This is a genomic window from Maricaulis sp., assembly GCF_030149425.1.
GTDB lineage: Bacteria > Pseudomonadota > Alphaproteobacteria > Caulobacterales > Maricaulaceae > Maricaulis.
On record NZ_JASBRQ010000044.1, the window covers coordinates 24,710 to 43,903 of the forward strand.

Here is a 19,194-nt window from a genome sequence, read left to right on the forward strand (position 1 = left end):
CCAGTTAAGCAGGTTTTTTCGCTAACGCCAAAACGGATATCAGGGCGTGACAATCGGGAAATCAGTCTGCGGGTCCTGCAATAATGTAAAGAACCCAAGCAGCGCTGCCCGGTCGCCTTCAACGGCAAATTCCTGCGATGCAATCATGTCAACTAGGCCCGCATCATCGCTGATCAAGCGCATCCAGAAAGCGCGGGTCAGTGTCACGGTGGCATCCGGCTGCTCGGCCTGCCTATCCTCGTAGTGACGCATCACGCCATTTGAGATTTCAATCAGATAGGTCTCATCCACATCCGTGAAGCGGAAATTGAAGGCCAGCTCACGATCACCCGCGGCTACACCGTCTAGCCGGGTCGCCATGGCGGAGAAGAACATGTCGAGCGGAATGGAGTTGAGAATGTCATCGGCCGCACTTTCCGCGTCGACCGCCTCGACCCCATGGCGCAATTCGTGCGCCCCGCTGAGATAATTATCGCGCCAGGGTCCGGACTCGGCCTGATACCCCATCTGCTCATAACTGCGTGCCAGGGCCTCGCGCGCGACAGCGCTGCCCGGTTCGGCAAACACGGCATGTTGCTGCAATTCCGCGGCCCAGCGAAAATCGCCTGCATCAAAAGCCGTCTGAGCCAGCGCCAATGTCGCCTCGAGACCGCCAAATCCGTCGACATACCGCGCGGCTGCTTCGCTACGGGGCACCGGATTGAGATGGGCCGGAACACCGTCATACCAGCCGAAATAGCGCTGATATACAGCCCGGGCATTATGCCTGAGCGTGCCGTAATAGCCGCGGATGGAGAAGACATTCTCGAGCTCGGGTGGCAACGCAATTGTCTCGGCAATCTCGTCCGGCGTCAGACCCTGGCTGGCAAGACGCAGGGTCTGGTCGTGGATGTATTTATAGATATCGCGCTGAGCCTCCAGATAGGTGCGGGACTCCTCCCGCCCCCAGACCGGCCAATGATGGCTGTTGAAGATCACATCAGTCTGATCACCGAACAGGTGCAGCGCATCATCGATCGCCGCAGACCAGGCCACGGCATCGCGCACCTGGGCGCCTCGCAGCGTGTAGAGATTATGCATACTGCGCGAGACAATCTCGGCGCCGCACCAGGCGTTGAACTGGGGCAGGAAAATCGTCAGCTCGGCCGGCGCCTCGGTATGGGGGGCGTATTGGAAGACCAGCTCCACCCCATCGATTGTCATGCGCTCTCCCGTCCGGGTAATCGTGCGGGTCGGCGCAGCGATTGAATGGGTTCCGATGGCCGGGTGTTTGCCCAAACCACTGCCAATATGGCCACGTGGAGATCGCGGCAGCGGCATGCCATACATGAAACCGGCCCGGCGACTCATCACCGCGCCGGCGAGGACATTCTCGCTAACCGCTTCCTCAAGAAAGTGATCCGGCGCGATAATTTCGATCTCACCGCTATCGAGTTCTTCACGCGATGCAATGGCGGCAATGCCGCCAAAATGATCGATATGGCTATGCGTCAGGACGATGGCGACGATCTCACGCGCGCCGAGCTCGCGCTCAACAAGATCCAGTGCGGCACGGGCTGTCTCCACCGAGGTCAGCGGATCGATAATGATCCGCCCGCTCTCGGTCTCGATGATTGACATATTGGACAGGTCATAACCGCGCACCTGGTAAATCCCGGGCACGACCTCGAACAGGCCATGGATATTGTTGAGCCGCGCCTGCCGCCACAGGCTTGGATTAGCGGTTGCCGGCGGCTCGACATCAAGAAAGGCATAATCGGCGGGTCGCCAGACCACCTCGCCGTTAGGCCCCCGAATGTCGAGCTCTGTCTCAGTCGCCAAAAGACCGCGCCGCGCAAGGTCGAAATCCCGTTCATCCGTCATGAAGTCCGACGACGCCACGGCCTGCTGGGCAGCAATGGTCGCCGGCTCAGCCGCACGGAAGCCCGCCGTATCAACCTCAACGCCCAGGTCATATTGAACAGCATCGGGCGCCGGAGCGGGCTGGCCGCAGGCGGCAAGCAGCGCCAAAGCGGAACACGGCACTACAATGCACCGGAAGCAATGAGACAGCATTGAGAGGATTTCCTGTTATATATCGACCGCGCGCCATGCTGGCGGCGGGATAGGCAAAGCGCAAGACCTGCTCGACTGACTGGCCTCGCCAGGGAACACCCATGCTATGACTATCAAAGATCGAATCCCGCAGCCCCGCTCGACATCCTGGAGGTCCGACTTGGATTCCCGCCCCTTCTGGCCCACCGCTTTTGAACGGCTGGGCATACATGACGCACAAGCCGAGGCCGCGTTGATCGCCGCCGCCGAAATCCGCAGCGTCGCCAGCGGGTCGGTGATCATTGCGCAGGATGATGATGACGACATGGTCTTCATCATTCTTGACGGCGAAGCCCGGGTGGTCCTGCTGTCCGCCAGCGGTCAGGAAATCTGGATTGATGCCCTGCAAGCGGGCGCCGTGATCGGCGAATTGGCGGTCCTGACCGAACAACGCCGCACCTCTGAGATCATCGCCGAGCAAGACTGCATGCTTGCCTGTTTTCCAGCCCGGGACTTTCTCGCCCTCTCAGCAGACCACGGCGCCCTCGGGCTTGCGCTGGCGCGGGTGCTCGCCCAGCGGGTTCATCATACCACCCAGCGCATGTTTGAACTCTCGGCACTGTCTGCGACCGGTCGGGTCTATGCCGAATTGCTGCGGATCTCGGAGCCATCAGAGAGCGGCGAAACGCGCTATATCCGCCCCAAACCGACCTGGACCGTGCTGGCACAAAAGGTCAATACCAGCCGCGAGACGGCCTCCCGCACGATCAGCGACCTGGAAAAGCGCGGCTTGCTACGGCGCCTCGATGACGGATTTGAACTCGTCGATCCGGATCAGCTCAGCCGACTCAGCTCGACCAACTGAGCAGCGATACATCTGGGCGATCAAAGAATCTGGCGCCACCGCCCGCAATGCGAAGAGCGGCAGTTTGGGTAAAGCCGTGTCGACCTCGGTGCGGCCGATATACTCACAGCGGAACTCGCCAGCCTGCTCCATAGCCAGGACCGCGGCGAACGCCTCGCTGACACAGATCGACCCCGGTACTGCGCAGGGTTCAATCCTCGCGGCAATTGCGACCTGGGCCCCGAACAGGGTGGGCCGTTTCTGCAACGGATCCTCGCCTTCATGAACCGGTCCATAATGCCCACCGATACGAATATCGAGGCTGTCCGGAAGTTCGGCTGCGGCCAGATCAATCGCAGCAAAGGCCTCCCTCAACCGTGTCGCTGCCCTCGCCGCAGGCGCCGTCTGCTCGAAGGCGAGAAACAGACCATCACCCCAACTATCAGTATAGACCGGGCTGTCCTCAAGCTGGTCCACCTCGTCCACCAGACGCCGAAGAACTGTGTCGACAAATGCAGGCACCCGGTCCTCGGCCACGCGGGAGGAGCCACTGATATCGATGAAGAGCATAGCCCGCATCACCGGACGAAACCCGTGCCCTATATCGGCATCAGAGCGCTTTGGCAGGTTTGATGAGGACTTCTGTCGCTTAAAGGGGATGACGGTCTGGTCCAGGCCGGCGCGGTGCCATTGGCCAGCATCATGCACCGTCCCAAACCCGCGCGCCGGATTGGCCCCAGGGTCGCTGACCAGGATTTGGTGCGGTTCCGTCGCCAACACTTCAGCCCGCATTCGCGCCAGCCCCATGGCCACCCGGCTTGAGAAATTGAGCGTTTCACCGGAAATGATACGCCGGTCCGAGGTGACTTCAATAATCTGGGAGGCGGCATTCAGACAGGCTTCGCAGCGCTTGATCCAGGGGCTGCCAAAGGGCCTGACCGAGCTCTCGATAAAGACACCAACCGGGACGGGAAGAACCACATTGAGCGAGCCGCCGCGGCGCAGGATGGCTTCGGCAATCAAGATATCTGCGCCGGCCGCAACCGCGCCGAACGCGGGACCGGCCGAAACCGCTTCCAGGGCCAAATCGATCTGCCGCACAAGCCGGGTCTCGGCCGCTTGGGATACCTCCCCCGGGGCCGAACCCAAAGGGAAGATATTCCCGGCAAAATGCACCGGCCGACCCGGCTGCACACCCGAAAAAATCTCCTGCTTGACGCCCAGCGCGTCGGCGATCAGGCGCAATTGCTGAAGGCTTGTTGCCAGAGCGATGGTATTCGAGGGATCGCAATCGCGCGCCGCACTTAGGGCCAGTCGCATGGCCCGCGTATCACCCAGCAGGAGATGCGCTTCGGCTTGGGTTGCACCGCGATAATAGGCCTCCTCAGGATCCGTCGCGGTACCGCCCAGGCTTTCATGCAGGACCCGGCGAGCCAACCTCTCGGAGCGAGGCTTGTCACCGGCGAGCAGATACATGCTGGCCGCGTTTATTCCCGGATAGTGACCACCGGTGATCTCAAAAACGTCTTCATAGCGTTTGGCCGCCCGGCGGGCCTGGGCGGGAAAGGCGCTCGCCTCCGTCTCGAACGCTGAGGCCTTTTCAAGCCGCGCGCCCAGAGCGAGGCAGTCTTCGTCAAAATCAGCGCGATCCAGCTGGTATCGGCTGTACAGGCTTCGCGCACGCTCCAGGGCACCGGATTTCACGAGACACAGCACGGCTCTGTGGCGTAGCCAAAGATCGTCCGGCGCCCTGTCCAGCTGATCGAGACACTGGTCAAAGGCGGCGGCGAGATCACCCCGCTTGAAACTGTCTTCAATAAATTGCCGCAAACTGGTCGAGTCCTTCTTCCGGGAGCTGGCGCGCTCCCGGAAGACAGTCTAGCCCGATTTACATCGGCGGGATGACATGGATTTTCGGATCGATGATCAAACGCGTCACCTGGTTGCCCGCATCCTGAGATGCCTGGACGAAGAGCGCGAACTCGTACTCGGCCGGTGCTGTGGCGGCGGCCGCATTGATCTGGAAGCTGTAGGGCTGGCGGCTCTCGCCATTCAGCGTCAGCCAGGAGAGCCCACAGAAGATTTCACCCGCATTGTCCGACTTGAACTTGATGCGCGCCTCTTCAAACCCCCAGCCCGGCACGTGCATGTTGAAAATCATGCGCGTGGCGCCGCGAACATGCTGGTCGAAGGGACAGGGGTCGACTGCGCCACAGGGCGTCCACATCCCGGCGAGGGCCGCGCCAACCGCGAGGCGGAGCGTGGCGGCATCGACGGCGCGGTATTCGTCAACGGTTTCGGCAAATATCATAAATATCTGCGAGATCTGGGCATCGTCGAACGGATCGCGATTCATATCGCTGCCATTGATGACAACAAAACCATCAACGCCGCGAGCCACAAGGCTGATATGGGTGTGGTCCGGAGTGAAAGAACAGGCATCCGCCAGCCCCTCTTGCACCTTGGAACCGTCAAATGCATCACGAATGGAAGACATGGCAAAACCCCTCTTGCTTGCCCAAGTGATAGAGCCGGCCCGGCGGGCCGGCCCTGCGAAGACGGCTGCCATGGAGCCATGGCAGCCGGAAGGAAGGATTACTCGGCCGTGAGGTAGCCGGTTTCGGTCAGGGCACGGGCGCGCTCCAGCTCCGCTGCCGTATCGAGGCGGAGCTGGTCCTGCGAGGCATCGAGTGTATCGATCAGGACACGCCGAACCTGTTGCGCGTCGGCGGCTTCCCCATTGCTCTCCAACAATTCGGCCAGAATGTTGGATGCCACCGCGAACATATAGGGCCCGCGCTCGATCTGGGTTGGCCAATCATCAGCGAGGCGTAGGGCGGAGAGCAGATTCTCCACCGCTTCCCGCGCGGATTCGACATCGCCCAGCGCGCGGAAAAGCTTTGCCTCGACCAGCGTCGCATAGAGACGCGTCGACTCAAAACTGGCCCCCTCGGCCGCCAACCAGGACGGATGCGCCATGAAGCGCGTTGCATCGAGATAGGCTGCGCGCGCATCCTCCGGCCGCTCTGCAAGCAACAGCGCCCGGGTCAGGCGTAGTCGCTGCCGCACCGAAATCAAGCGCCAGAGCTGATTGTCCGGGTCATGGCCGACGAGAGCATCGGCCTCCATTGCTCCCGCTTCCAGAATCTGCACCGCCTGGGCGATATCCTCGGGCGAAGAACTTGTCTCATCCAGGATCAATAGCCGCGCCACGGCATAGTCCGCCAGCATTGCATCACGCCGCATACGCCAGTCGCTGTCGAGCGCTTCGGCACTTTCATAAACGGCGATCTGCTGGCGCAGGGCGGCCATTGCCGCCTCGCGTCCATCGACGAACTCAGACACGCTGGCGAGCCAGCCCCAAGCGTCAGCGAGCTCATAGAGCGCCTGGCTTGAATCGGGCTGGGCATCGAGCAGAGCCTGAAACAATTGCAGGGAGGACCGGACGGATCGATGCGCCTCCTCGTAGCGGCGCTGCTGCAGGTACAGCGTGCCGAGATTGGAATAGGCGTAAGCAGCCTCGGCCTGGTATTCGAGATTGTCCTGATCGCTCTCAACCAGGGCCCCGGTCAGGTCGCGGTATTCCAGGAAACGGGCCTCTGCGACATCGAGCTCGCGCTGCCGCCAAGCAAAAAAGCCGACCCAATATGCGCTTTGGGAGTGCTCATAGATACGCGCTGGCTCATCGGGATCGACCGCGAGTATTCGCTGCGTTGCCGCATAGGCCGTCTGGAAGTGCTGGTATGCACTTTCAAGATTGCCCTGGGCTTCGTCTATTCGCCCGAGCAAATGGAAGGCTTGCGCCCTGCGCCCAAGCGAATCCGGAGACATTTCATTAGGCGGTTGAGCCGCGTAATAGTCGATAACCTTTGCCCCAACAGCGTCGAGAACTTCGAGCCGTCCCACGGGCGCCAGCCTGTCTGTCAGATCTTCCAGCATGAATTCAATCAAATCCTCTGCCTCGGCTTTGCGACGTTCGGCTTCGGACCGCGCGGTCGTCGCTAGAAACGTCAAGCCGCCCATTATTAGGGCCAGAGAAACCGAAATGACTGTGACGGCCGTCACGCGCTGCTGACGTCTTTGCAGGTCACGCTGGATAATTTGGTCGAGACGCAGATCGAGCAAACCACCGACGAGTTTGACGAGCGCCACCCGGCGGCCATCGCCTTTACGGCGGAAATCGGCACCAGCAGGCTCTGTCTCGCGCCCGTCGCGCATCGGCTCGAGGATGGCGGCAGGGTAGCATTCCCGGGTCGCAGGAAACCCGTTGCGCTCGGCATCCGGTTCGCCCTCGAGAATAGCGGTGATGATTTCGCCCTCGGGGTTGAGGTCACGAAACACCTCGATCTCGCGATTGACCCACTGCGAAGCGGCAGCGGCCGGAGAGCACAACACGATAAGGGTCTCGCTCGCCTGCAGGGCATCGCGCACGGAGGCCGACAAATCACCGCCCGCCGACAATTCGTCGCGATCGCGGAATATCCGGCCGACCTTGCGTGGTACTGGGCCCCGGCGACTGCCCTGGCCGACCAAGTGACGGGGAACCCGGTAGGTCTCAAGCCGGTTGTGAATCCAGCGCGCCCAGCGCTCATCGCTATGACTATAGGAAATGAATGCGCGATAGTGTTTGGCCCCAGCCATGACATGCCCCTCTTGCCCAAGGACATTCATATTCGGGCACACGCAGAGCGCGCGCAAGCTGCGGGTCGAAAGAAACCGCATGCCATCTCAGCTAGCACCGACAGGTTGGCCGGAGGCACACCAGGCAACAGAAGCGGGAGCGGCGGGACACGACACGGAGTTGGGGCTCCGCCTTGGGCAAGCTCGTATCCCGCCTGACCCCGCAGTCCAGTTGGATGTCTTGGGGCCACCCCGGATGCGGTAATAGGATATTAGCTCAGCTAAGCCGGAGCGCGCGTGATCGCGATCACGCAGCCCTAATTTGTCGCGGGCCCGAGCCGGATTTCCCGCGCTTCAATCGTCACCCCGCCAAAACCGGCGCGGGTATGCAGCCTGACAGGAAGGTGGAAGGCACCATCGTCGAAGGATGCAAGCCAGATTTCCAGCGGTAATCGCGTATCCCGCTCAGACGGGTAGTCCTCCGGATCATATCCGGAAATCGGCTCATAATAAGCGTGGCAGACCAGAGCTTCACCGCTCCAGGCCCGGGTCCGGACCTGTTCACGGCCCGCGGGTTCCAGGTTGAGATTATACCGCGCCTTGCCGTCGAACACCGGAATCTGACCGTGACAGCCGGCACCCGCGCCCCGGCCAGTCAGCGTCTCAGACAGGGTGAAGAAGGCCGACATAGGGTCGATCACACCGCTCCGGTCTGTTGCAGAGGCGGGCGGCACACCCCAGGAGCCGAATGGCGGTTCGACATCCGATACAGCCACCGCGTCACGGAAACTGACATCGACGGCCCTGATCTTGTCGCCGGTGCGCTCGACATGTGCATAGCGCAACGGCGTTGCACTATCCCCCTCGATATGGCCCTCCACCTCCGAACGGATATCGAAGTCGGTGAACAGGGCGGCAAGCCCGGCCGCCCGTACGAAGCTGTCTGCAGCGTACGCATTTGCGTCAAAGCGGGCATTCAGCTCGATCTCACCAACCTTGAAAACCAGCACCCAGCCATCATAGCGGGCGGAGATCACCGTTTGCTCCTCTACCGGCGCCACTTCGGAATCCGGTGCCGCATAAGTAGCGTAATCAGCCCCGCCCTCCAGCGGCGATGAAGCGAGAAGAGTAAGGACGAGAAGACTGGCACCGGGGAGAGTAGACATGGGCGGTATCGGGCCTCGTTAAAGCGCGGGAGATGTTGGTCACCGGGATCGGATCGGTTCAGCCTAATCTTATCGCTGAGTGGGGCCGGAAAATGGCCTCCGTGATGTGGATCAGCAATCGCATTGTCGTGACCGCCAAGAAAAGGGCGCCGCTGATCAATCAGCGGCGCCCTCTATTTCTCTCGCTTGAAGCGCGAAACGTCGACTAGCGCGTCTCATTCTCCAGAGCGGTGATGCGTTCATTCAGTTGCTCGATATAGATGTGAGCAACTTCCAGCTCGTGCAGAATGCCCGCCGTTTTCTCGGTGAGGTTGATCGGCTCACCCGGACGGGTCGGACCAACGCCCCAGAGGTGCTGGTTGTCCCACATGTACTGGGCGTGCTCTTCAATCGACGGCACTTCGAAGATTGAGGGATCAAATGTGCCATCGCACGGACCCGGATTACAGGTCGGACCCGCGGTAACCAGACCGGCGGACGTGAAGGTGCCATAGACATCGCCTGCCGTCGGGCCGAGGATCTGGACTTCGCTGTTTCCGAAAACGATCTGGCTTTGCGGCGTACCGGCCGTATTCAAAGCAACGATGCGGCGGTTAGCGCTGTCCGTCTGCATGCGATACTGGACCGCACCGTTATCCGTCGACTGCAGGTCCACCACTTTGGTGCTGGTACCCGAGAACTGGGCCACGGTCAGGTTCGTATTGTCGACCACGTCCAGACCGGCAGACGGCGAACTCGTGCCCAAACCGACGTCACCGTCCGCGGCGATATCGACCGAGCTTTCCGGAGCACCCGGGCGGATGCGGAAGGACAGCCGGCTCGAATTGGTCACGTCCCGGATGAAGAAGTTCGCTTCGTTGGCCGCGACGTCGAAGGTCTGGGAGGCAAAGCCGGACGTGCCGTTCTGCTCCAGGCGCAGGGTCGGCGTATTGCCCGAGGTGACGTGAAGATCAACAACCGGGGTTTGCTGGCCGATACCGACATCACCGGCCGAGTCGACCCAGAGCGCGCCAGTGGGTGCGCCGGCTTCAACACGGAAAGGCGTGCGGCCACCGCTGACATCATCGATAGCGAAATAGTTAGCGCCGCCATTCTGGGACGAGTTCACCTCGATCTCCCAGTCATTGGTCGGGAAGCTGGCCGAAACGGACGTATCGTTGAAACCGATACGCAGATTGTTTTCCTTGAGTCGGATGGTGTCGAAGCCGAAGCTTTCGCCATTGACGCAGTCATTACCGACGCAGAGCGAGAAGGTGATGATCACATCATCGTTGAAAACCTGGTCAGCCGTCGCCGCCGTGGAGAGCCCCAGCATCATGGAGCCCGCAATCGCAACGGCGCTGGCCGTGGAAAGAAGTGTTTTCATGGTCATTCCCCCAGAATGATGTTGGAGCTTAGTTTTCGGTCGCGTTCGGGTCGAACTGAACGATCTGCCCGTTGCGAACTTGGAAACTGCCGGACATTTGGCGTCCGACATAAAGATTGGCCGAGGTGCCGGAACGGCCATTACGCGCCAATTCTTCCGCACCGACCCGGCGCTCGACTTCCGAGGTCGCAGCGGAGATTGACCAGTGATAAAGGCCATCCTCGAGCGCGCCGAAATCGGCCAGGCGCAGTGACGGTGCGCGGCGTTCCGAGAAACGCTCGGCAGAATAATTGCCCGGCCCGGTCACACGCAGGGTGTAATTGGACAGGCCCGGCATGGTCGCGAACGCAACCCGGCCGCCGGACAGCTGAGGCTCGAAAGCCGGTTGGGCCGTCTCAACAGGGCCAGAGCGGAAGCTTTGGGCTGAGACGGGGCCTGAAAATACGATAAATGCAGACGCGGCCAAAACAGCCGCAAGACGAGGTCTCGCCCCCATTTGCTCCCTCCCCGAGATCATGGATTCGCGATGCATAAGCGAACCGGATATCATTATTAATACACAATTCCTGAGCGTATTACAGTCTTAATTTGCAATTTTCTACTGCAAGGCACCCGCTTAGGTCGAACACCAAGAACTTAAACACAATCAGCATGCAAGACGAGTGCCCTCGTTCAATTTCCCTGCTGTTGCACAAAATTCTGCACATCAAGCTGGGCTTGCGCCAAGCTTTCTTGAGACATTTCCAGCGCCAGAGCATCGCGCAACCCGGAGGCTCCAACCACCCCTAGTTGAGCTGCACGAGAAAGCCATAAATATGAAGTCCGGTAGTTTTGCGGAACAAACTGACCGCGAGCGTAAAGCAGACCCAGATTGAGCGCGGCGCTGCCGAGCCCGCCACGTGCTGCCAGCTCAAGCCGGCGCGCCCCTTCCTGCGGGTCACGACGGACACCATAACCGCCCAAGTATCGCAGCCCAGTTAGATACAAGGCAACAACGTCGCCGGCCTGTGCGGCCTGTAATTCGGCCGGGGTCGCCGGCTGACTCCAATCTGGCTCGACCAGACGCGCATCGACTGGAAAGCCCGTTCGATCGAGTAAATCCCTGAATGATTCGCCCTCGAGAGCCCGCGCCTGGCGCAACAATTCGATGGAGAAGGCCTCATCGACCTCCACGCCGAAGCCATTTTCATAAAGCACTGAAAGATTTCGCATCGCCTGCGGCAAACCTTGCTCAGCGGCACGCTCGAACCATAGCGCGGCGGCCTCATAGTCCCGCTCGACACCGGTCCCCCGCGAGTACATCAGGCCAATATTGTTCTGCGCCCGACCGTCACCGGCCTCTGCTGCTCGCCGGAACAGGTTAAGCGCGCGTGCGGGATCTGCCTCAACTCCACGGCCATCCAGATAGAGCACGCCAAGGCTGGTTACAGACGGCAGGAAATCCTGCTCCGCTGCTCGCCGGTACCAATCGAGCGCCTCAGCCAGCTGCTCGGCCCCGGCAAAGCTCTCCAGGGCGACGGCATAGTCATGCGCCATTGAGGCCGTACCGGACGCGGCAGCCCGGCCAAGCCAGTCCAGCCCGGCATCCGGATTTGCCGGACGCCCCCGTCCAATCATCAGGCCCCGGCCATATTCATTCATCGCCGCGGGCAGCCCCTGCTCAGCCGCGGCCAGGAATTGATCCATGGCGCCCGCGTCGTCCTGGGGCGCACCGACGCCATTGAGCAGCAAGCGACCATAGATCAGCTGCGCCTCCGCCTCGCCTGCAGCGGCCCGCGGTTGCACCATGGCGATCGCGGACGCGGCGTCGCCGCGCTCAATCGCGAGGGAGACCTGATCCTGCAGCTCCGGCTGGGCCAGGCTTGCACCGGTCAATGTCAGACAAGCCGTTGCGGCCAGCGCCGCCGCCAACGGTCTCCAGACAGAACTAGTCATTGCCGGCCTGCTCCAGCCATTCGGTCGCCATTTGCTGCGCCTGTTCTAACTGTTCGGGGCTTAGCAGGCGCGCCACCGCATCACGCTGTTCGGCAGCCCCGGCCTCGCCGGCAGCAGCCGCAAGGTTGGACCAGATGTGGGCTTGAACATAGTCCTGCTCGACCCCGTCTCCGGTGGCGTAGCGCTGCGCCATGGCAAGCTGTGCGCCGGCCGATCCGGCCTCGGCGGCACGGGTTTGGTAGTCCAGCCCGCGGCTCGCATTTTGCGGCAGGACCTGTCCGGCTATGTAGAATTCGCCCAGCATAGCCAGAGCGTCCGCATTACCGGCTTCGGCTTGCCCTTCCAGCCAGGCCGCGGCCGGCGCATGGCCACCGCGAGCGGCGGCACCAACCCAGGCGACAGCATCAAACTCGTCCTGGACCGGCACTTCACCGTTCGCGATCAGGGCACCGAGCCGGGCATCAACGCCGGGCGCACCGGCGCTGAGCGCGTTCAGATACCAACGCGTGGCCTCCGGGACGTTGCGCTCCGTACCGCGGCCACTCTCATACAGCATGCCGAGGATCGGCTGTGCGCGGACGAGGCCGGTCTGCGAGGCCGCCAGATACCAGCGGAAGGCGTCGGCATCGCTTTGCGGCACGCCGGTTCCAGTCAGATAGGCATAACCGAGATTGGACTGGGCGCGCACATCACCGGCTTCTGCCGGACCGGCCAAAAGCTCGATTGCGCGCTCCGGGTCCGCCTCAACCCCGGTGCCGGACAGGTAGTAGGAGCCCAGCACGGTCATAGCTTCCATGCTCCCGACATCGGCCGCGCGCTGATACCATTCCACACCAGCCTCGACGCTGTCCGCATTCTCGGCCCGGTCGACATAGATACCTGCCAGCGCCTCGCCGGCGGGGGCATATTCAGAGGCGTAAGCGCGGGCCAGGTATTGTGCCGCCCGGTCAGCGTCAGCCTCTACACCCCGGCCATCGAGATACATCATGCCGAGACGATACTGGGCCAGGAGATTATTCTCTTCGGCGAGCTCGGAGAGGATTTCGGCTGTCCGAACATAATCGGTGCTGGCAAAGGCCTCCTCGGCATCTGCCATGGTGTACCCGCTTGAACCGCCGCCACGCATCACAAGCCACACAACGAGAACCAGCAACACCGCAAACCCGCCGGCGCCGGCGAAGATATATTCGCGTTTCATTCGTTTATCTCCCCGTCCGGCGCGTCCCGGCGCCGGGTAATCGTGTAGGTCGCGCCCGCGGTGAGCGGTTCGTTCAGCTCGGTCAAAGCGCCGTCGGGCCAGCGAATGGTCAGCCGCGTGGCCGCGCTCGCATCGCCCAGTCCGAAATGCGCTACCGGCGCATCGAAAGACATGAAACCGCCGCCCAGCTGCAATTCGCGCATCTGAGCCCCGGTCTCGGTGCTCAGCTCGATGCGTGCCCCGATTGCATCGCGATTACCGGTCTCATCGACAAGTCGGATCGCCACAGCATTGGCATCCTGGAGGTTATTGCGGAAATGCACGGGCGGACCGTTGACCGGCACGGTGACAATGTCGAGATCGCCATCGCCGTCAAGGTCTGCCAGTGATGCCGCCGCCGTCATCAAATAGTCTTCCAACCCCCATTGCGGTGTGAGCTCTTCGAAATCCCCATTCCCGCGATTGCGTAGAAAAATATTGGACGGGGTGACTTCGTTGGGCACCCAGGTGCCGTTGACAATGTAGACGTCCTGCCAGCCATCGAGATCGAAATCCCCGGTCGAGACATCCCAGCTCCAGCCGCCGATCTCGAGGCCGCGGGCCTCGGCGGTTTCCTCGTAACGCCCGTCATCACCGCGCTCCAGGAGAACATTGCGGGCCAGAATTTGACGCACGGCCTCATCCTGTTCACGCGCTGTCATCGCCCGGGTCGGCCAGAAATGGATGTCGCAATAGGAGCGGATGCGCGATTGGTCAGCCGCGATCAGGCGGCACAGACTGGGATCATTACTCTGAATGGCCAGGTCCTTGATCATCATCGCCCGACATTCCGCCTGCATCACTCCAGAGAGTTCGCTACACCGCCGTGCATTCGCCGGGTCAAGGCTGTTTCCGGCCCGGTACCAGCTCTTGATATCGATATTCTGCTGGCAGGTGGCCCGATCCTCGGCGCGTTCAATGTCGAGGCAATAATTCTCGATCGGCTGCATGCGCAGGCGGCTGGAAATGCCTGATGCCCGCCCGGCAATCTGCGCCGCGTAGAGCTCCATCTCACCGTCATTGGTCAAATCCACCGCGCTGAGCGACATGGTGGTGGTCGTCGTCATCGGGATGACGCCGTCCTGATAGGTTATGGCGTCAAACCCGCCGCTCCCGTCACCAATGTAGAAATAATCCGGCACCTCGAAATCATTTCCGACGATGAGGTCGAGATCGGCGTCATTGTCGATATCGCTCAACAGGATGGACAGGGTCTCACCGGGAATGCCGGGCAGATCGCGATACACCTCGCCGCTCATGCGCCCGCCATCATTGAAGACAATGCGATTGCGCGATTCCTCGCCTGGTACGCGGCGATACCAGCCCGCCGCCCAATTCCCCAGAGCCGCATCGATATAGCCGTCGCGATCAACATCGCCGAAGCTTGCAGCCAGAACCAGCGGCGCATTCTCGCGATTGGCCACGCGGCGCATTTGCGAGGCGTCAAACCGGCCGCCTGCATTGGGCAGAATATAGAGGCCTTCTCGATAAGTGGTCAGGAACAGGTCGGGGAAGCCGGAATTGTCGATATCGACCAGCACGGCGTTGAAAACCGGCATATCCGCAACCTGGCCCAGTTCGAGCGGCATGCGGGAAAACTGGCCGCTACCGTCATTGGCGTAGAGATACAGCCCGCCACGCGTCGAAGCGAAGACCAGATCGACATCGCCGTCGCCATCTATATCGCCCGAGGAGACGCTACGCCCCTCCCAATAGGGCGGCCACATATCGCCAAAGGAAAACTCGACGCCGTGATCAATGCCGATATGCCAGGCCTCCTGGCGGGTGAATACGGTGTCGGCTGCGGGCGACGCCGGATTAAAGGGTGTGCTGGACAGCTCGATCCGGCTGGCCGCCGGCGCACCCGCCGCGGGCAAGGCCGCAACTGGCTCGCTGATGGTTACGCGCTGCAACGCTTCGGTCTCGACCTGCTCAATGGGCGCACTCAACAGATCGAGAGCCTGGGCCGTCTGGTAACGGTGCCAGGCATCCGCGCCGAACCCCGCGATCAGGCCGAGCGCCGCCACCATGGCGGCCAGCAACCAGGCCGCACGCCAGCCAATCACGCCGCCGACAATGAGGAAGGAGTAGACAGAGAACGTGCCCAGGGTGAAGACCAGGGTCATGACATAGCCATGGCCGACGCCGGAATTCATCAGCGCTCCGGAGACCACCACGTCAAAACCGATCGGCACCGGGAAGAAAGTCCCGGCCAGCGCGGCTATGATCAGCAGTAGCGGGCTCGACTCGCGTCCGGCCAGAGCATCGGGCGGTAACAGATTGGCCACCAGCGCACCAAGCACACCGGCCAGGATCATCAGCGGTACGGCCGTGCGGATGATGAACCAGAGATTTCGCGCATAATCCCGGGCGAAAGCCGACAGGGCCGAGGTCAGATCTTCCTCAAGAAGGAGTGCGTCCTCGTTGTCTTCTTGCGCTGCCGGTGCGGCCGGCGCCTCCCGCCCGTCATCAACTGTCCTGAGGAGTTTTTCCGGCGGGATGAAGCGGCAGAGGATAGGTACACCGATCAGGATCACCAGCAGGCTGAGCGCCACCTTGGTCGCCGCGATGTAGAAGGGCAGGATCGAGAAGGCCATCGTCAGGACGACGAAATTCAAGGTCGGTGATGCAACCATGGCCGACAGGGTCGTTTCGGCCCGGGACCCGCCCTGGTACAGCCCCTTGGCGATCGGCGCGGCGCAGTTGACGCAGACACCGAGCGGGGCCCCTAAAACCATGCCGTAGAGCGAATTGGCAAAGGGACCGGAGAAACTCCGCCGCCGCAAATAGCCGAGCAAGGTTAGGAAAGCGGCCCCCATGAGCAGGCCGAACGTCATGCCCTTCTTATTGGTATCGATCCAGTTGACCGAGGAATAGGACCAACGTTGCAGGAAGGGCTGGTCCGGGGTCACCGGAATAACCGCCTCGAAGCTGAGCGGGTCCTCCAGCGTGATCGCACCGGACATCATCGCCTTTTCATCCAGCGACGGATAGCGCGAACCAGTCCAGAACATGACCGCCAAGACGATGACCAGTAGGCCGGCCAATGCCAGGCGGACATACCGGCCCTGATCGGATCGCAGTGTCAGCGTCGTCATGCTGCCCCCTCCGAGTTACAGGCCAGACCGGCAAACGTCTCCGGTGCAGCAACCACCCACTCGAACGGCCGCGTCTCGCTGGCACCGAAATGCGCCAAGGCGAAGCGCTCACGGCTCCGGCCACCCTCGCTGTCCACGCGTGCCGTAAGGGCAACCCGCACACCGGTGAGATCGTTGAGATCTCCACTCAGGCCGGTCTGGTCCTGTGGCAATGGCGTGCCGCCAAACACGGTCAGGGCCGGGGCCAGACAGGACCACAGACCGGGCCCCATACCGCGCACCGCCAGCAATTCCTCGACCGAAACAAAGGGACGGTTGGCCGGCTTGCGCGGCCAAGTTTCCGGATAGATCTCCGCTTCTCCGCCTGCGCTACGAGGCCGGGTGTCATTATCGCGCCAGTCGAGAATGCGTTGGGCCAGCTGGCGCGCCCTGTCAGGCTCCAATCCGGCCCGCAGCAAGAGTGCGGTCCAGCGCGCCTCATCCGCCATATTGATATCCATCAGCCCCTGCTGCCGAGCCAGGTCCACGGTGACCACCGCGTCATCGACCGGGAAGCTGCGCGGCAGATCGCGTACCGCTGCGCGTCCGGCCAGGGCCAGATCGAACGCCACCAGGTCGAGCGCCGAGCTCAATTGAGCGTCCAGCCGGCTGTCGAGGCGCTGGGCGGCGGTCGACCGGGCCTGTTGCTGCACCATCGCCGTTGCGCCGGCCAGCAGCACCGCGACAAGCAGCGAGGTCCACAGCACGAAGAGTAAGGCGCTGCCTGTGTCTTTGCGGGTCCGGTCGCGGGTCATGGCTCTTAATCGAACAGGTCGGGCTGGCGGGCTTCCAGGGCTTCAAGTTCGCGCCGCATATGCGACAGCGCGTCTTCGGCATCTTGATCGTTTTCGATAATCCTCGGCGTGAGGAAGATCACAAGTTCGCTGCGTTCACTGCTCAAGGCGCGGTCCTTGAACGCATTACCGACGCCGGGGATCCGGCTCAGAAGCGGGATACCGCTTTCATTGTCGGAATGGCTTTCGCGGATCAGCCCGCCCAGAGCGATCGTGCGCTCGGAGCGCACCGCGACCGTCGAGGTGAACTCAAGGGTCTGAATGGTCGGACTGTCGATCCCGGACGTGGTGGTCGGGCGCACGCTGGAGACTTCCTGGTCCACTTCCAGCACGACAACACCGGACGCATTGATCCGCGGGGTTACTTCGAGGATCACGCCGGTATCCCGCATCTCAATGGTCGAGATCAAAGGCGCATTGGGGTCGGTCACCGCCGAAGCCGTCTGCGTCACGATCGGCACTTCATCGCCAACGCGAAGATTAGCGGTCTGGTTGTTCTGCACCATGATCGAGGGGGCAGAGAGAACGGTCACATCGGTCAGTGAATTCAGCGCCGACAGCGTCGCCGTGAGATCGGCGCCGGTGAAGGCATAGTTGAAACCCGGGAAGGTCGGACTGGTCGAACCGGTCGCGCTATCAGTGAAGGAGATGTTGGACGTGCCGTCACCGCTCTGGCTCTCGAAGAACCAGCGCACTCCGAAATTCAAGCCGTCAACCAGGCGGACCTCGGCAATCGTCGCCTCGATCAGAACCTGTGGCGGCATCACGTCCATGCGGTCGAGCAGTTCGAGGATTTCCCGGTACTCCTGATCCGTCGCGCGGATGATCAGCGCATTGTTGAGCTGATCGGGAATGATCGCGAGCCGGCCTTCCGGCCCCTCATCCTCGACCTCGCCGGCACTGGCGCTGCGTTCGGAGGCCAGAGTGCTCTGGAATACCGCACCATCGCCCGCCGCTCCGCCGGCAAAAGCCGCCGTGATCTGAGACGCCAGGGTGGCAGCCGGCGCATTGCGGGCCGTGTAATAGCGCAGCCGGCGTTCATCGCCGCCGGACGGTGTGTCAAAACGTTCAACCAGCTCGCGCACCTGTTCAAAGGCGCTGCGGTCACGGGCGGCCACAAAGAGGAGGTTGGGGCGCGGCAGTGCAATTGTACGCACAGCGCCCGATGCCATGCCCATGCCGGTCAGCACGGCATCGACCTCGGTCTTGGCCGCCGACGCGTTGACGAAACGCAGCTCATACATGCCGAAGACGCGATCGGTCAGGAAAGGCCGATCGAAAGTGCGCACGGCATCCTGCGCGGCGCGGACTTCGGACGCCGGCCCGGCAAGCACCAGCACGCCTTCTTCATCACGCGGCACCGCCTGGATGCGCGTCGACAGGAAAGGGTCGATCAGGGTCAGGATGGCGCTCGGATCTGTATGCTCAATCGGTAGAACCAAACCGCCATAGCCGATCTGACCGCTACCGCTCAGATTGGCCCGCACCTCACCCGATTGCGTCAGGAGAAATCCGGATTCACGCTCGACCAGGGCATAACCGCTCTCTGACAAAACCGTTTCCAGTGCTGTCAGCGCCGTGCGGACAGAGGTCGGCTCGGCGGCGGTCAGCGTGATACGGCCTTCAACGCCCGTCGCCACCATAACCGGCTGCCCCAGGGCCTCTTCGATAATCGCGCGCACGGCATCAACGACCGGGGCATCGACGAATTCCAGGCGCATCGTGCGCTCATCCAGGGCCGATCCGCCGCGGCGCGACAGTGCGTTTCGCGCATTACGCTCCTGGTAGAAGACCAGACGCTCAGGATCGACAACAGGCTCCGCCTCCGGCTGGGCCGCTGCCGGCACCGGGCTGGCAGGCTCGGGCGCAGGCGCCGACGCCGCCGGTCGCGTTGGCATCGGGGTAACCGCCTGCTGGGTTCCCGGCAGGCTCAGGCCCGTCGCACAGCCCGAAAGAGCGAGCGCCGACAAGGCTGCGGCAAGCCCCCTGTAATAGCGGTAAATTTTCATACGCTCCCCCTGCACAGCGTGCAGCTTAGACGCAATCTGTAAGCGTCTCCAG

General features: G+C 62.0%; 13 protein-coding genes. 1 reads left to right on the plus strand and 12 read right to left on the minus strand.

The features are described from left to right. Positions 1–39: 39 nt before the first annotated feature. Positions 40–2,010: an alkyl sulfatase dimerization domain-containing protein gene (locus Q1V57_RS06710; RefSeq protein ID WP_300528911.1), complete on the minus strand. Its 1,971-nt coding sequence runs from the start codon at positions 2,008–2,010 to the stop codon at positions 40–42. Between the two features lie 205 nt (positions 2,011–2,215). Here Q1V57_RS06710 and Q1V57_RS06715 point away from each other — a divergent pair, with 205 nt between their 5' ends. Then, positions 2,216–2,899, plus strand: a complete 684-nt coding sequence (locus tag Q1V57_RS06715) for a Crp/Fnr family transcriptional regulator (RefSeq protein WP_300528914.1) — start codon at positions 2,216–2,218, stop codon at positions 2,897–2,899. Here the strand turns inward: Q1V57_RS06715 and Q1V57_RS06720 are convergent. From Q1V57_RS06720 to gspD, 11 genes are all read right to left on the minus strand, one after another. Next, the gene (locus tag Q1V57_RS06720) at positions 2,828–4,708 is read right to left on the minus strand and encodes an adenylate/guanylate cyclase domain-containing protein (protein WP_300528916.1); all 1,881 of its coding nucleotides are present in this window, start codon (positions 4,706–4,708) and stop codon (positions 2,828–2,830) included. The two genes, Q1V57_RS06715 and Q1V57_RS06720, sit on opposite strands and share 72 nt — an antisense overlap. Positions 4,709–4,766: 58 nt before the next feature. Beyond that, positions 4,767–5,375, minus strand: a complete 609-nt coding sequence (locus Q1V57_RS06725) for a hypothetical protein (protein ID WP_300528918.1) — start codon at positions 5,373–5,375, stop codon at positions 4,767–4,769. 98 nt (positions 5,376–5,473) lie between these two features. Next, positions 5,474–7,519, minus strand: a complete 2,046-nt coding sequence (locus tag Q1V57_RS06730) for a toll/interleukin-1 receptor domain-containing protein (protein ID WP_300528921.1) — start codon at positions 7,517–7,519, stop codon at positions 5,474–5,476. 296 nt (positions 7,520–7,815) lie between these two features. Further along, a complete protein-coding gene (locus tag Q1V57_RS06735) occupies positions 7,816–8,664 on the minus strand; it encodes a DUF3108 domain-containing protein (protein WP_300528923.1) in 849 nt (282 codons plus the stop codon). Positions 8,665–8,869: 205 nt separating this feature from the next. Next, positions 8,870–10,030: a hypothetical protein gene (locus tag Q1V57_RS06740; protein ID WP_300528925.1), complete on the minus strand. Its 1,161-nt coding sequence runs from the start codon at positions 10,028–10,030 to the stop codon at positions 8,870–8,872. Positions 10,031–10,058: 28 nt separating this feature from the next. Next, complete coding sequence (locus tag Q1V57_RS06745; RefSeq protein WP_300528927.1) at positions 10,059–10,526, minus strand: hypothetical protein; 468 nt, start codon at positions 10,524–10,526, stop codon at positions 10,059–10,061. A gap of 176 nt (positions 10,527–10,702) precedes the next feature. After that, the gene (locus Q1V57_RS06750) at positions 10,703–11,965 is read right to left on the minus strand and encodes a tetratricopeptide repeat protein (protein ID WP_300528930.1); all 1,263 of its coding nucleotides are present in this window, start codon (positions 11,963–11,965) and stop codon (positions 10,703–10,705) included. Beyond that, the gene (locus Q1V57_RS06755) at positions 11,958–13,163 is read right to left on the minus strand and encodes a tetratricopeptide repeat protein (protein ID WP_300528932.1); all 1,206 of its coding nucleotides are present in this window, start codon (positions 13,161–13,163) and stop codon (positions 11,958–11,960) included. Before Q1V57_RS06755 ends, Q1V57_RS06750 begins: the two co-directional genes overlap by 8 nt. Then, positions 13,160–16,300, minus strand: a complete 3,141-nt coding sequence (locus Q1V57_RS06760; protein ID WP_300528934.1) for an FG-GAP-like repeat-containing protein — start codon at positions 16,298–16,300, stop codon at positions 13,160–13,162. Before Q1V57_RS06760 ends, Q1V57_RS06755 begins: the two co-directional genes overlap by 4 nt. Then, the gene (locus tag Q1V57_RS06765; protein ID WP_300528936.1) at positions 16,297–17,094 is read right to left on the minus strand and encodes a type II secretion system protein GspK; all 798 of its coding nucleotides are present in this window, start codon (positions 17,092–17,094) and stop codon (positions 16,297–16,299) included. Before Q1V57_RS06765 ends, Q1V57_RS06760 begins: the two co-directional genes overlap by 4 nt. Positions 17,095–17,099: 5 nt before the next feature. Further along, positions 17,100–19,142: a type II secretion system secretin GspD gene (gene gspD, locus Q1V57_RS06770; protein ID WP_300528939.1), complete on the minus strand. Its 2,043-nt coding sequence runs from the start codon at positions 19,140–19,142 to the stop codon at positions 17,100–17,102. Positions 19,143–19,194: the final 52 nt, after the last annotated feature.